Source organism: Bacillus alveayuensis, assembly GCA_030812955.1.
Taxonomy (GTDB): Bacteria; Bacillota; Bacilli; order Bacillales; family Aeribacillaceae; genus Bacillus_CB; species Bacillus_CB alveayuensis.
In genome coordinates this window covers 1-14,131 of the sequence record JAUSTR010000031.1, presented here as the reverse complement: position 1 = coordinate 14,131, position 14,131 = coordinate 1, and the positions used below count along the sequence as shown (strand labels likewise).

The 14,131-nt window shown below is 36.8% G+C and carries 12 protein-coding genes, 1 tRNA gene, 2 rRNA genes, 1 other RNA gene and 1 other annotated feature; of the genes, 1 reads left to right on the top strand and 15 read right to left on the bottom strand.

Annotated elements, in window-relative coordinates:
- The 14 genes from J2S06_RS15265 to guaB form a co-directional block, all read right to left on the bottom strand.
- Positions 1 to 62: ribosomal RNA gene (locus J2S06_RS15265) — 16S ribosomal RNA — on the bottom strand; the annotation flags it as partial.
- Positions 63 to 377: 315 nt separating this feature from the next.
- Positions 378 to 641, bottom strand: a complete 264-nt coding sequence (locus tag J2S06_RS15260; RefSeq protein WP_419152854.1) for a pro-sigmaK processing inhibitor BofA family protein — start codon at positions 639 to 641, stop codon at positions 378 to 380.
- A 230-nt stretch (positions 642 to 871) separates the two neighbouring features.
- A complete protein-coding gene (locus tag J2S06_RS15255) occupies positions 872 to 1,087 on the bottom strand; it encodes a YaaL family protein (protein ID WP_044895419.1) in 216 nt (71 codons plus the stop codon).
- Positions 1,088 to 1,117: 30 nt separating this feature from the next.
- Positions 1,118 to 1,714, bottom strand: coding sequence for a recombination mediator RecR (gene recR, locus J2S06_RS15250; protein WP_044895420.1), 597 nt, complete (start codon positions 1,712 to 1,714; stop codon positions 1,118 to 1,120).
- Positions 1,715 to 1,728: 14 nt separating this feature from the next.
- Entirely contained in the window at positions 1,729 to 2,052 is a 324-nt protein-coding gene (locus J2S06_RS15245; RefSeq protein WP_162484706.1) for a YbaB/EbfC family nucleoid-associated protein, read from the bottom strand.
- 22 nt (positions 2,053 to 2,074) lie between these two features.
- On the bottom strand, positions 2,075 to 3,751 hold the full coding sequence (gene dnaX / locus J2S06_RS15240; protein WP_044895422.1) for a DNA polymerase III subunit gamma/tau: 1,677 nt from the start codon (positions 3,749 to 3,751) through the stop codon (positions 2,075 to 2,077).
- A 299-nt stretch (positions 3,752 to 4,050) separates the two neighbouring features.
- Positions 4,051 to 4,315: signal recognition particle sRNA large type (ffs, locus tag J2S06_RS15235), an RNA gene on the bottom strand.
- Positions 4,316 to 4,418: 103 nt separating this feature from the next.
- A complete protein-coding gene (tadA, locus tag J2S06_RS15230; protein WP_044895423.1) occupies positions 4,419 to 4,916 on the bottom strand; it encodes a tRNA adenosine(34) deaminase TadA in 498 nt (165 codons plus the stop codon).
- A 651-nt stretch (positions 4,917 to 5,567) separates the two neighbouring features.
- Positions 5,568 to 5,660, bottom strand: a tRNA-Ser gene (locus tag J2S06_RS15225).
- Positions 5,661 to 5,831: 171 nt separating this feature from the next.
- Positions 5,832 to 7,106 carry a serine--tRNA ligase gene (gene serS, locus J2S06_RS15220; RefSeq protein WP_044747658.1) on the bottom strand — a complete coding sequence of 425 codons (1,275 nt, stop codon included), beginning with the start codon at positions 7,104 to 7,106 and terminating at the stop codon, positions 5,832 to 5,834.
- 483 nt (positions 7,107 to 7,589) lie between these two features.
- Positions 7,590 to 7,810 (bottom strand) — a binding site (T-box leader).
- A 78-nt stretch (positions 7,811 to 7,888) separates the two neighbouring features.
- On the bottom strand, positions 7,889 to 8,470 hold the full coding sequence (gene pdxT / locus J2S06_RS15215; protein WP_419152853.1) for a pyridoxal 5'-phosphate synthase glutaminase subunit PdxT: 582 nt from the start codon (positions 8,468 to 8,470) through the stop codon (positions 7,889 to 7,891).
- Positions 8,471 to 8,485: 15 nt separating this feature from the next.
- Positions 8,486 to 9,373: a pyridoxal 5'-phosphate synthase lyase subunit PdxS gene (gene pdxS / locus J2S06_RS15210; RefSeq protein WP_044747310.1), complete on the bottom strand. Its 888-nt coding sequence runs from the start codon at positions 9,371 to 9,373 to the stop codon at positions 8,486 to 8,488.
- Positions 9,374 to 9,642: 269 nt separating this feature from the next.
- On the bottom strand, positions 9,643 to 11,004 hold the full coding sequence (locus J2S06_RS15205; protein ID WP_419152852.1) for a serine hydrolase: 1,362 nt from the start codon (positions 11,002 to 11,004) through the stop codon (positions 9,643 to 9,645).
- Between the two features lie 166 nt (positions 11,005 to 11,170).
- Positions 11,171 to 12,637 carry an IMP dehydrogenase gene (gene guaB, locus J2S06_RS15200; RefSeq protein ID WP_419152851.1) on the bottom strand — a complete coding sequence of 489 codons (1,467 nt, stop codon included), beginning with the start codon at positions 12,635 to 12,637 and terminating at the stop codon, positions 11,171 to 11,173.
- 118 nt (positions 12,638 to 12,755) lie between these two features.
- Here guaB and J2S06_RS15195 point away from each other — a divergent pair, with 118 nt between their 5' ends.
- On the top strand, positions 12,756 to 13,715 hold the full coding sequence (locus tag J2S06_RS15195) for a YaaC family protein (protein ID WP_419152850.1): 960 nt from the start codon (positions 12,756 to 12,758) through the stop codon (positions 13,713 to 13,715).
- 323 nt (positions 13,716 to 14,038) lie between these two features.
- Here J2S06_RS15195 and rrf read toward each other — a convergent pair.
- Positions 14,039 to 14,131: ribosomal RNA gene (gene rrf, locus J2S06_RS15190) — 5S ribosomal RNA — on the bottom strand; the annotation flags it as partial.

Sequence of the window (14,131 nt, the reverse complement as noted above, 5' to 3'; positions counted from 1 at the left end):
ACTTGCATGTATTAGGCACGCCGCCAGCGTTCGTCCTGAGCCAGGATCAAACTCTCCGAAAAAAGATTGAACTTGCACATGGAAGTGCTGACATCGACGTTGTCACAAGATGTGACGTCTTTAGTCGGTGTTCCTTGCTCATTAAAAAGAATTAACGGAACGCTTCGTTTTGTTTAGTTTTCAAAGATCAAGCCAAAAGACATATTAATTATATTACAAAAATAAAAAACCGTCAACATTTTTTTCTTAAAGCGACTTTTTTAATATATCATCTGCGAACAGAAATGTCAATAGCTTTTTAAGAGACATATGTTACTATATCAATTATTTCATATATTGTCAATAAGAAAATACCTGCTTTTTTTACGCAGGTATTTTTACAATATAACAGTTTTAATGATAATTAGTGCAGCGATACCAGGCAGTCCTAATAAACCAGATATGGATGACGTTACAACATTGATCGGGATATGAAGGCCAATGCTTGTTCCAAATGCATTTAAGAAAAACAGCAGCAGTGCTCCAATCACTAATTTAGTCGCTAAATGACCTATTAATTTTACTGGTTTCAGTGGTGCTCCTACTAATAAAAGCATTAGGATAAAACCACTAATTCCAATAATCAAAATGATTGGTTCCAAGCCAACCCTTCTCCTTCCTCTCCTGAACTTATTCAATATATTACTATGTTAAGGTTGTCTATGTTTAGAACTTTCACACGGATATAAAAGTTAAGTGCAAAGTCTCTGCTGCTTAAGTTATAATTTCTAAATATAAAAAACGGATGTCCATAAGTGTCTGATGTGCCTATCACAATATTGAATAATATCCTGTGGGGGCTGGCACTTATGCTTTGGACATCCTCTTTTCTTTACTTTAGTGTTACTCTTCGATTTTTCGCTTCTTTTAAAAGAAAAAAATATTTTGACTCCGCAAGCTTTAGTTCGTAAAGAACTTCAGGAGACGGTTCTACACTTTTTTCAATAATCTTTTTTTGCCGATTCCATTGTTCTTTTAATTCCAGCAGATCCAGAAGTAATTTTTCATTATATTCCTTTCTAAGCCACCCTTTTTTTCGAAAAAACACGTTGTATTCTGCCTCCTAAATCATACCTTTTTAAATTTCTCTTCTACCCTCCAGCGCTTTCGAAAGAGTTACTTCATCAGCATATTCTAAATCTCCCCCAACTGGTAAGCCATGTGCTATTCGCGTTAATTTAATGCCAGTAGGTTTTAAAAGACGGGATATATACATAGCAGTCGCTTCCCCTTCAATATTCGGGTTTGTTGCTAATATGACTTCTTGAACTTCATCACTTTGTAGACGTTTCAACAAATCAGGAATTTTAATGTCTTCTGGACCTATCCCATCCATCGGAGAAATCGCACCATGTAAAACATGGTAAAGACCGTTGTATTCCTTCATCTTTTCCATAGCAATGACATCTTTAGGATCTTGCACAACACAAATCACACTTTTATCACGACGTTCATCTTCGCAAATATAGCATGGATCCTGATCAGTAATATGACCACAAATGGAGCAATATGATAAATTTCGCTTTGCATTAACTAGAGCTTTAGCAAAGTCCAAGACAGTATCTTCTTTCATATTTAGTACAAAAAAAGCCAGACGAACGGCCGTTTTCGGTCCAATCCCTGGCAACTTCATAAAGCTATCAATTAATTTTGATATTGGTTCAGGATATTGCATGAATGACAATCCTCCTAGAACAGACCAGGTAAGTTCATACCTTTAGTGAATTTTCCCATTGTTTCGTTTGTTAAATCATCTACCTTTTTCAGAGCATCATTCGTTGCCGCTAAAACTAGATCTTGTAGCATTTCGATATCTTCAGGATCCACCACTTCTTCATTAATGTTGACTTCCAAAATTTCTTTATGACCATTTGCAATAACTGTCACCATTCCACCACCTGCTGAACCCTCTACCGTTTTCTCAGCAAGTTCTTCTTGTGCCTTTTGCATTTCTTTTTGCATTTTTTGCATTTGTTTCATCATTTTTTGCATATTTCCCATTCCGCCACGCATCATATTTGATCTCCTCCAACTTTTATTCTTTTATTTCAATAAGCTCTGTACCAACTAACTTTTTCGCCTCTCTAATAAGAGGGTCTTCATCCACTTGTTCTGTTTCATCACTATGCTGCTTGCGGATAAATTCTTCTCTTATTTTACTCCATTCCTGCTCTGGAACGCCGATCATTTCCAAGTGCCGCCCGAGCAATCCATGTAAAATTGATTGTATATTCGACTGAACATTGTTTTTATTTTCAGCGACCATCTTACAATGAATCTCATATTTAAATTTTAACACAAAAGCTTGTTCCGAAGCAGCTACTGGTTCACTATCATTTAATAATGCAGCATGTGATACTTTATTTTGTTGCTTTAATGTTTCTAATAAATCACCCCAAGAACCTTTTACTAATTCTAAATCTCTACGTGTCGCTTGTTTTAAAATTTCATGGATTCGGCTGACAGGAGTTTTGTAGCCACTTTTTATATTGCGTTGTGGCTGCAGTTTTGGTTCTGTCTTTGAGTGATCTTGAAGGTCGCCTTGCTTTAGAGAAACAATCTCTTGCTCAAGCTCTTGAACACGTTGCAGAAGTTGCTGATACTCTTTCCCTTGACTATAAAGCTTCGGTTCCTCTTGGCAGAGCTTTACAATTGCTACTTCTAAAAAAATTCTTGGGTGATTCGTCCACTTCATCTCCTGTTGACTTTTATTTAAAACATCAATCGCCGAGTAAATCTGATCAGAGGAAATTTCTTTTGATAATGTAATAAACGCTTCATCTACTGATACTCGCTCCAACACCTCTTCTAAATTAGGAGCTGTTTGATAAAGCAATAGATCTCTATAATAATAAATCAAATCTTCTATAAACTTCAGTGGATCTTTACCGTGTTTCATTAACTCGTCTAATGCTTTTAAAGCAGAAGACACATTTTTTTGATGAATAGATTGGACAAGATTTGCAATAAATTGTTGTGATACAGACCCTGTTATTAATAAAACATCATCTAATGAAACGCGTTCATCACTGAACGAAATAGCTTGATCTAGCAAACTAAGAGCATCACGCATTCCACCATCTGCTGCACTTGCAATTACATGTAAAGCTTCTTCATCAACAGACACTTGCTCATGATCCACTATTTCTTTCAAACGGCCAACAATTGATTGAACAGAAATTCTCCGGAAATCAAAACGTTGACATCTTGAAATGATTGTAAGTGGTATTTTATGAGGCTCTGTAGTTGCCAAAATGAAGATCACATGTTTTGGCGGTTCTTCTAATGTTTTTAATAAAGCATTGAAGGCACCAATAGATAACATATGAACTTCGTCTATAATATAAACTTTGTATGCTACTGAGGAAGGTGCATATTTTACTTTATCACGAATGTCTCGTATTTCATCTACACCATTATTGGATGCTGCGTCAATTTCAATGACATCTGAAATGGATCCATTTGTGATCCCTCTACAGGCTGCGCACTCATTACACGGTTCAGCAACAGGTGCTTTCTCACAGTTCACAGCTTTCGCAAATATTTTCGCTGCACTTGTTTTACCTGTTCCGCGAGGGCCAGAAAATAAATAAGCATGTGAAAATTTATTTTGTAAAAGGGCATTTTGCAATGTTTTCGTGACATGTTCCTGACCGACTACATCACGAAACTGCTGCGGCCGAAAAACACGATATAACGCCTGATAACTCACGAAACGCCCTCCTTTTTGCATCATCTATCCTATTATACCGTATAGACCTTTCCAATGACAAAACAATGTTAAATCCATTTTGCTTCCCAATGCTCCCTAAAGGAAAATTCCCCTTCTTTCAACAGAAAGAATCTTATCTTTCTCCCACAAACATTTTACTCATACTTAGCAAACCACAAAAACCATAGGCAAACACCAATTGTTAGAAGCCAAATGTTCATAGCGGTAGTGTAAATTCCAAAATACAAAAGAAAAACCCATCCCTTTAGGATGAGCTTGAATTTTATGTATGATAACTGCCGTGCACCTTCTGTCGATTAGCAATCCCAGGCGTTGCTCAAGCAGTTAGCTCCATCTAGGCACCCCTACGGCACATGGGAGCTTCCACTTAATGCTGCTTCCTTCCGGACCTGACATGGTTCATGGATTCCCATTGCGTAGGACCCAAACATCAACACCACTTACTTAAGACAGACCCTGAAATTAACTAACCTCGAGAAGGGATTCAGTCCCGCTAGAGCGGATTGCGGGTACAGGGCACCGCTACCTCCCCACTTAGCACGGCAAAGTTGAAACCTCATTCAATTGTTGCGTCAAGTTGACGCATATACAAGTATATATGGTTTTACATAAAATTTCAATGATTAAACACTGTAAAATATTACTATTAATCATTTTCAAATGGATTCATTACTTTTTTATTGCTTTTTTTCTTTTCTCGTAACTTTTTAAAAAAATTTGTTAATAATAGAGCACACTCTTCTTGCTTTACTCCACTTACGACTTCTGCTTGATGATTAAATCGTTCATCTGTCAGCAAATTCATAAGAGTTCCAGCACATCCAGCTTTTAAATCAGAAGCGCCATATACAACCCTTTCTATTCGTGAAAGAACAATTGCACCCGCACACATCGGACATGGCTCTAACGTGACATATAAAGTTGACTTCTCCAAACGCCATGTTCCTAACTTTCGACAAGCTTCGTCAATAGCTAATATTTCAGCATGTGCTATAGAACGTTGCGCTGTTTCACGTAAATTATGTGCCTTCGCAACAATTTGATTATCAACAACAATGACAGCACCAATTGGTACTTCTCCAATTGTTTCGGCACGCTTTGCTTCTTGAATAGCTAATTCCATAAAGTACTCATCTTTATTCATTACCGGCTCCTTTTAAAATAACATAATGATGGCGATCTGAACCTCAGCCAGATTAAAGTCGCAGATTCTTGTGTACCAAAGAGATCCGTCTATCCCTTCGTATAGACACTTACTCTAGTTCCACAAGACTTTCATGGAAAAACACAAATATGTTTAGCGGCCTGTCGGCTTGGTGCAAAACCTTTTTTGATGATTTCATCCCGATGACAAAAGTCACAGGCTTTCGTGGCAGGTATTCTTGTTAACTCATTATATCATAAAAAAACTGTATGAACGTCAAGCTTATTCTACCCTTCGTTTAAGGTGAAAGAAACTGATCGAGAAAGATGTACAATATCAACGAGGATGATATATTCGATAACGAAAAGTCCTTTGGACAAATCTTTTTAATAAAGGCTCTTTTCTAAAAGATTGTTTCTTTACTATACGATAGCTTTTCGACTGTCAGGCAAGCGATACGCTAAAGCAACAAAGTTTACGAAAACAGCCTTAATAAAAAATTAAGGATTCCTTTTTCCTATAGGAATCCTCTTACAGCAAGTGGGGACGTCGACTATTTAGTTAGACTGTTTTATATCAAAAACAAAAATTCGTTACGTAATGTAACGAATCAATCCAATCTCCATTTTATGCGCTGGATATTTCAAAATATGGCGGAGGAGGAGGGATTCGAACCCCCGCGGGCTTTGACACCCCTGTCGGTTTTCAAGACCGATCCCTTCAGCCAGACTTGGGTACTCCTCCTTATCGACAAGATTTAATATATCAAAATTCATTTTATATGTCAATAATTTTTTTTGAGGCTGTCCATAAGCGCCTGACGTCACGTGGTTATCACATTTATAAAAGCATTATTCAATAGAATATACTGTTGGTGAACACTTGGGCGTTTGAACAGCCTCTAATAATGGATTTTTATCCAATCACTTCTTTATTTCCCATATAAGGACGAAGAACTTCAGGGATGATAACTTTTCCATCTTCCTGCTGATAATTTTCTAAAATGGCTGCTACCGTTCTTCCAATGGCCAATCCAGATCCATTTAATGTATGAACTGGTTCAGGTTTTGCCTTTACATCGCGGCGGAAGCGAATATTGGCGCGACGAGCTTGAAATGCTTCAAAATTACTGCAAGAAGAAATTTCACGATACGTATTATAGCTTGGAAGCCATACTTCGAGATCGTATTTTTTCGCTGCAGTAAAACCTAAATCAGCTGTACACATGCTCATCACTCGGTAAGGAAGACCTAAAAGCTGCAATACTTTCTCTGCATGTCCCGTTAATTTCTCTAATTCTTCATAAGAATCTTCAGGTTTTACAAACTTCACAAGCTCTACTTTATTAAATTGATGCTGACGAATTAAACCACGCGTATCTCTTCCTGCAGAACCTGCTTCAGAACGGAAGCACGCACTATAAGCAACATAATTAATCGGTAGTTGACCAACATGTAAAATCTCATCACGATGTAAATTGGTTACAGGCACTTCTGCTGTTGGAATGAGAAAATAGTCTTCCTCTTCAACTTTAAATGCATCTTCTTCAAATTTCGGTAGTTGGCCGGTTCCTGTCATACTTGCTCGATTGACCATATAAGGTGGCAGCACCTCTTGATATCCATGTTCTTCAACATGTAAATCTAACATAAAGTTTATGAGAGCACGTTCAAGTCTAGCTCCTAATCCTTTATAAAATACGAAGCGGCTTCCTGTTACTTTTCCAGCACGCTCAAAGTCTAATAATCCAAGGTTATCAGCAATTTCCCAATGCGGCTTTGGCTCAAAGGTAAAGCTTGGGATGTCGCCCCATTTACGCACTTCAACATTATCTTCTTCAGATTCGCCAACAGGAACTGTTTCATGAGGAATATTCGGAATAGATAACATGACATTTTCTAGTTCAGTCTCAACTTTCCTTAGCTCTCCATCTAATACTTTAATTTGTTCCCCTACATGTCTCATTTCTTGAATTAAATCATCAGCATTTTTCTTTTCCCTTTTCAGCACAGCAATTTGAGAAGATACTTCATTTCGTTTACTTTTTAATTCTTCAGTTTCTGCTATTAGTTCTCGTCGTTTTTTATCAAGTTCTTCAAATTTATCAAAATCAGTTAAGTCTTCTCCTCGATGCTTTAATTTCTCTTTTATTTCAGCAAAATTTGCTCGTAAATATTTAATATCAAGCATATTTTTTCACCCCTCGTTTAGTTTAAATATGGTATTTAATATAGTCTCTTTTCTAAAAGATTGTTGCTGACTATACTATAGCTTTTCGACTGTCAGGCAAGCGGTACTCTTGCTATGTCACTTACAAGCGTGACTTGAACCGAACAAAAGTCTATTACCGGACAAATGTAATTTGTCCGACCTCGTGCTTTGTGCGGTTCATGGACAGTCGAAAAGCAACAAAGTTTATGAAAACAGCCTGGATAAAATAAGAAAAGCGAAAGCGCCCCGCTTAGCGACGTATGAACTGGACCGATCCACATGAGATAAAGGAAACACGAAGAGCGAAAGCGTCGATGTTGACTTATCGGAAGGAGGAGAGGGAAGTTCACTAGTCGCTGGGCGGCTTTCGCTAGACATCCATAACTATATAAAAGGGTTTATTCCTTCGTGATCATGATATAAATTCTGATATAAAAATAAAAAAACTCTCATCCCTTCATCATAAGGGACGAGAGTTTCCCGCGTTGCCACCCTTTTTGAAAACAATCGTTTTCCACTCATAAAAGGTAACGGTTTAACCGTAAATGCCTACTTACAGTATATATACTGTGTTCAACATTTCACTCAAGGATGGATTCACAAACTTCTTTCACTGATTCGCACCACCCATCAGCTCTCTGAAGAAAGAAAAGCTTGCTACTATTTCCTCTCATTGTTTTTACGATCTTTAATTTTCTACCGATAATGTACTATAAGTTTCGGAACAATTCAATCCTTATATTCATGAACTTGCTTTATATTCATGAACTTGCTTTGCTTTCTTTCACGATATTAAGAAAATACTGTGTAAATCTGTGATCATCTGTTAATTCTGGATGGAAAGAACATCCAAGAATATGTCCCTGACGTGCTGCAACAATTCGTCCGTCATGTTTCGCAAGAACCTCTACATCTTCACCTGCTTCCACAATGTGAGGAGCACGTATAAACACACCGATAAAATCATCAGCTACACCGGAAATTACTAATTCTACCTCAAAGCTTTCACGTTGTCGACCAAAGGAGTTACGTTCAACAGTGACATCTAAAACTCCTAAATGCGGTTCATCATACCCAACAATTTTCTTTGCTAATAGGATTAAACCAGCACAAGTTCCGAAAACTGGTTTTCCTCCTGCTATAAATTTTTTTAACGGTTCCATAAAACCATATTTATCAATTAATCGGCGCATTGTCGTACTTTCGCCGCCTGGTAAAATTAATCCATCTATATCTTCTAGTTGGGAAGGGTGTTTAATGATAACCCCTTCCGCTCCACATGCTTCAATGGATTGAATATGTTCACGAATTGCCCCTTGTAAACCTAACACTCCGATTTTCATAAACAAAAACCCCTTTTACCATCCACGCTCTTGCATACGATGTTCAGGTAATAAGCTTGAAATTTCAATACCTTTCATCGCATTACCAAGGCCTTTTGACAAATGTGCAATGAGCTCATAATCTTCATAATGTGTCGTTGCTTCAACAATTGCACGAGCGTATTTTGCTGGATTTTCTGATTTAAAAATACCTGATCCTACGAATACACCGTCAGCACCTAATTGCATCATTAATGCAGCATCAGCTGGAGTTGCCACTCCACCTGCAGCAAAGTTTACAACAGGTAAGCGACCTTCTTTTTTAATTTGAAGCAACACTTCATAAGGAGCTCCTAAATTCTTCGCTTCAGTCATTAATTCATCTTCACTCATTCCAACAACTTTACGAACTTGTGCATTTACTTTTCTCATATGACGAACAGCTTCAACGATATTTCCTGTTCCTGGCTCTCCTTTTGTACGTAACATGGATGCTCCTTCAGCAATTCGGCGACAAGCTTCCCCTAAGTCACGACAACCACAAACAAATGGTACCGTAAATTCACGTTTATTAATATGGAATTCTTCATCAGCTGGCGTTAATACTTCACTTTCATCAATATAATCTACTCCAAGTGCTTCTAAAACACGTGCTTCTACAATGTGTCCGATACGCGCTTTTGCCATTACTGGAATAGAAACTGCATTCATTACTTCTTCCACAATTGTAGGATCAGCCATACGTGCTACACCACCAGCTGCTCTAATATCAGCCGGAACACGTTCAAGGGCCATAACGGCAACAGCGCCAGCCTCTTCTGCGATTTTTGCTTGTTCTGCATTGACAACGTCCATAATGACGCCGCCTTTTTGCATTTCTGCCATACCTCGTTTTACTCGATCAGTACCTGTTGTATTTGCCATTTTGAATCCCCCTTAACCAAATATATCAATAAGTGCATAAGCTTATTTTATCCTAATTTTATTAAAATTCCTATCAAAATCAAAATGAATTATGAGATTATCAATATTTTCTAAAAAAATTTCTTAAAGTATTGATCCCTTCTGGGAAATATAGTACTGTAGCTTGACTTACACTTGACGATGACGTAATTGAATTTTCTGCTGCTACCAAATAGGTTGCTTTAAGTGTAAATAAAAACCCCTGACAATTGTCAGGAGCTTTTATATAGTTAAGAAAACCATCCTTTTACCATACCTGTAATTCCATCCCATATATCTCCGAAAATTCCACCAATTCCTCTCATTGTCAATATAAACCAGTTTGCTTTTTCAACTGTATTTTTTGTTACGAGATCAACTTTTGCTCCAGAAACCCCGTTAATAAAGCCTAAATCTTCTCCTTTACCTGTATACTCAACGGTCATATAACCAACTTTTGTACCTTTTTTAATTGGCGCTGTCAGCTCTCCCTTTTCATTGAGTATTTTTTCATCAAGCACATATTTTTCTTTATATACATCATTCTCTCCGCGTTTAATCGCTAGCAATAATGGTTCTTTCGTATAAATACTCACTTTTTTCTCTTTACCTTTTACAACAGGTAACGTCGATTCGCCTTTAATTTGATATTCCTTAGGAAATAATTCTTCTACAGAAAAATTACTGAACGCATAGTTTAATAGTTTTCTTGTTTCCTCAAAACGTGGAACATACGGATTACTACCGTTGCCTTTTGCATTCATGACAACCGTAATAATTCGCATTCCATTTCGTTCAGCTGTTGCCGTAAAACAAGAGCCTGCATACTCGGTGTATCCTGTCTTCAGTCCATCAACACCTTCCGTACCAAACACCAACCCTGGTAGCATCCAGTTCCAGTTTTCCATATTAATAGCATCATCAGTACCTTCTTGGAAAACCTTTTTTGGAATACTAGCAGTCTCTAGTACTTCCGGGTAATTCTTTAAAAGATTATATGCTAACGTAGCGACTGCACGAGCAGACATTTCATTTTCATCATCTTCTCCAGTTCCTTCCGGGTGCATTCCTTGTAAATCACGGTTATTTAAACCAGTAGCGTTGACAAACTTTGCGTTTTTAATCCCCATTTCCTTTGCCTTCTCATTCATCATTTTCACAAAGTTTGTTTCAGATCCACCAACAATTTCAGCAATCGCAATTGCAGCCCCGTTTGCAGAATAAATCGCCATTGCTTCAAACAACTCACGTACAGTATAAGATCCATCTTTCCTTAACGGAACGTTTGATAAATTCGTATGTTGAGATATTTTATATACATAATCACTTGGTTTATATTTTTGATCCCAAGAAACTTTCCCTTCCTCAATGGCTTCTAAAAGCAAGTATTCTGTCATCATTTTTGTCATACTTGCAATTCCTAATTTTTCATCGATATTTTTTCCATAAAGAATTTTACCAGTCGATGCTTCAATAGCAATGGCCGCCGAAGCGTTAATTCCTAGAGGATCATTTTCTGCTGCAAATGCCTTTTGCGTAAAAGGCGACGCAATACCGATTATCAGTGTTAATGTCATGATGAAAGCCAAAAATGATTTTTTTGTCATGTGCAACTCTAAAACCCCCAACTTCAAATGTATCTATTTGAATTGATGATATTTTCAACGTAAAACTTACACCAAATAAAATTTTATCATATAAAAAGAAAAAAAAATAGGACAGAGTCAAAACTCTATCCTAAAGTAGGAATTTTTAAAATTTCAAAAGGAATACGATTTATTAAGATATTGAATAGTTTGGTGCTTCTTTCGTTATTTGGATATCATGTGGATGACTCTCTCTTAACCCTGCACCAGTCATACGAACAAATTGGGATTTTTCACGCAACTCATACAAATTTTTTGTTCCACAATATCCCATACCTGCTCTTAAGCCACCAACAAGCTGGTAAATAGTTTCAGCTAAAGGTCCTTTATACGGGATACGACCTTCAATACCCTCTGGAACGAATTTTTTATTTTCTTCTTGGAAATAGCGATCTTTACTACCTTTCTCCATTGCCGCAACAGATCCCATACCACGATACACTTTAAAGCGGCGACCTTGATAGATTTCTGTTTCACCTGGGCTTTCAGAAGTCCCTGCTAACAAGCTTCCTAACATAACAGCATGTCCACCAGCTGCTAATGCTTTTACGATATCTCCTGAGTATTTAATTCCGCCATCAGCAATAATAGAAACTCCATGCTTACGAGCCTCTGTAGCACAATCATAAATAGCTGTAATTTGTGGTACACCAACTCCTGCCACAACACGCGTTGTACATATAGAACCAGGCCCAATCCCTACTTTTACTACATCTGCACCTGCCTCTATTAAGGCGCATGTTCCTTCGGCCGTTGCTACATTTCCCGCAATAATATTTAATTCAGGGTAAGTATCACGAATTTTACGAACTGTATCTAATACACCTTTAGAATGGCCATGTGCCGTATCTACTACAATTACGTCAACATTTGCTTCCACTAGTTTTTGCACGCGAGTCATCGTATCAGCTGTAACTCCAACTGCAGCTCCTACAAGTAAACGACCATGCATATCTTTAGCTGAATTTGGGAATTCAATGACTTTTTCAATATCTTTTATTGTAATCAGACCTTTTAGTACCCCTTGCTCGTCAACAAGTGGAAGCTTTTCAATTTTATGTTTCTGTAAGATGCTTTCGGCTTCCTCTAATGTTGTACCAACTGGAGCTGTGACTAGATTCTCTTTTGTCATTACATCCGATATTTTAGTGGAGTAGTCTTGAATAAATCGAAGGTCACGGTTCGTTATAATACCTACTAATTTTTGTTCTTCCTCATTATTAACAATTGGAACTCCTGAAATTCGATATTTCCCCATTAAATGCTCTGCATCATAAACTTGATGTTCAGGTGTTAAAAAGAAAGGATTCGTAATGACACCACGCTCAGATCTTTTTACCTTGTCTACTTGCTCTGCTTGTTGTTCAATAGACATATTTTTATGAATGATACCTAAACCACCTTGTCGAGCCATAGCAATAGCCATTTCTGCTTCCGTAACCGTATCCATTCCAGCACTAATAATTGGAATATTCAGCTTGAGAGTTTTCGTTAGTTCTACACTCAAATCGACATCACGAGGTAATACTTCAGATTTTGCAGGGATCAATAGTACATCATCAAAAGTTAAGCCTTCTTTTGAAAATTTTGTCTCCCACATAATGAAACCCCCTAATTTACGGCAAAATATTATTTGTAGATTAACAATATGAACAATCTCTGTCAAGAAGTCTAGGAAGAGTTTAAATATTTAGACATCTCTAATTAGGAGGGGAACAATGAATTCAATATGGAGATACTATACATCTTTTCATTCTTCACAAACGACTCAGCGATTACTGGAAAAAATATATAAAAAAAATGGCATTATTTCTCCTAATCAAAAGGCATTTCAAAACTGCTATACATTTATGTATTATATAATGCATGCAGAAAATTACTATAATACAGCCATTTTTTCCCCATTAGCTGTAAAACCAACTTTATGTTTTTATGGAATCTCTCAATTATTAAAAGGAGCTTTATTAACGGTGGATCCAGATTATCCCTCTAACTCCGCTGTACTTGCTCATGGTGTTTCAACAAGAAAACGAAAAAAACAGCATTATCAGTTTTTGAGTGATGAAGTAAAAATTCAAAAATATGGTTTATTCGGATATGTTGCAAATTGTCTGTTTCACATGAAACATGTCGAAGGTGAAAAATTTTCGATGAAATCGCTTTTAAAAAGAATACCTGAGCTTCAAGCACATTTTAAACATCATTTTCAACTGACAACTATGTTTCCAGTTCACCTCTCGAACAGTTACATACATATTGACAAATCGTTAGCAGATTACTATCACATCTCCACAGAACGTCTAAAGGAAATAATAAACACCAAGTTATCTGTTACTTTTAAACAGGAATACGATCATAAGCTAGTTTTTCAACCATTAACGCCATTTGAACGAATATGGCAATCAAAATTATTTTTTCATGTATTCGAAAATAAGTATTATTTACCTATTCATAAAGAAGATCTTAAAATTTTTCCTGAAATACTCGTCCATTATCTTATTCTTTATAATTTAAGTATGATATCTAGATATGAAACAGAATGGTGGTATGATTTGCTAAAAAGTCATTCAAGCGATGATTACATTTTTATTAAAAATTTCCTCGATATATCTCTAGTTAAAATCCCGATCATTACTTATTTCTACTTCCATTTTTTGTTTTTTAACAATAATGAATAAGTAATAGGTTTATGAGAGAAAGTGAGTTGTCATATGTTAATTTAATGAGAGATCATGCAAAAATGGAGGAGCATTTGTATTTATCAATGCTTTTGTGTGCAATATTAGGGTTCGTATTATTGCTTTGGGATCACTTGCAGGTGGAATTATAGGTGGTTGTATGTTTAGGGGATTATATCTACTAAGACATACATAAATAAATGTCAACGATTTCACCCAAAAAAGAAAGGTTTAAAAGACGTATGAAATATTATTTATAATACATGAAGATGTAGGAGAGGACTAAAAAAGAGTAGCTTCCTCGCGCTACTCTTTTTTATGTTGCCTGGCAGCGTCCTACTCTCGCAAGGGAAATCCCCAACTACCATCGGCGCTGAAGAGCTTAACTTCCGTGTTCGGTATGGGAACGGGTGTGT

Excerpts from the sequence above, each read along its gene's own strand:
- J2S06_RS15195 (WP_419152850.1), top strand. The coding sequence starts at position 12,756 with ATGAATTCAATATGGAGATACTATACATCTTTTCATTCTTCACAAACG.
- guaB (WP_419152851.1), bottom strand. The coding sequence starts at position 12,637 with ATGTGGGAGACAAAATTTTCAAAAGAAGGCTTAACTTTTGATGATGTA.
- J2S06_RS15245 (WP_162484706.1), bottom strand. The coding sequence starts at position 2,052 with ATGCGTGGCGGAATGGGAAATATGCAAAAAATGATGAAACAAATGCAA.
- tadA (WP_044895423.1), bottom strand. The coding sequence starts at position 4,916 with ATGAATAAAGATGAGTACTTTATGGAATTAGCTATTCAAGAAGCAAAG.
- pdxS (WP_044747310.1), bottom strand. The coding sequence starts at position 9,373 with ATGGCAAATACAACAGGTACTGATCGAGTAAAACGAGGTATGGCAGAA.
- recR (WP_044895420.1), bottom strand. The coding sequence starts at position 1,714 with ATGCAATATCCTGAACCAATATCAAAATTAATTGATAGCTTTATGAAG.
- pdxT (WP_419152853.1), bottom strand. The coding sequence starts at position 8,470 with ATGAAAATCGGAGTGTTAGGTTTACAAGGGGCAATTCGTGAACATATT.
- serS (WP_044747658.1), bottom strand. The coding sequence starts at position 7,106 with ATGCTTGATATTAAATATTTACGAGCAAATTTTGCTGAAATAAAAGAG.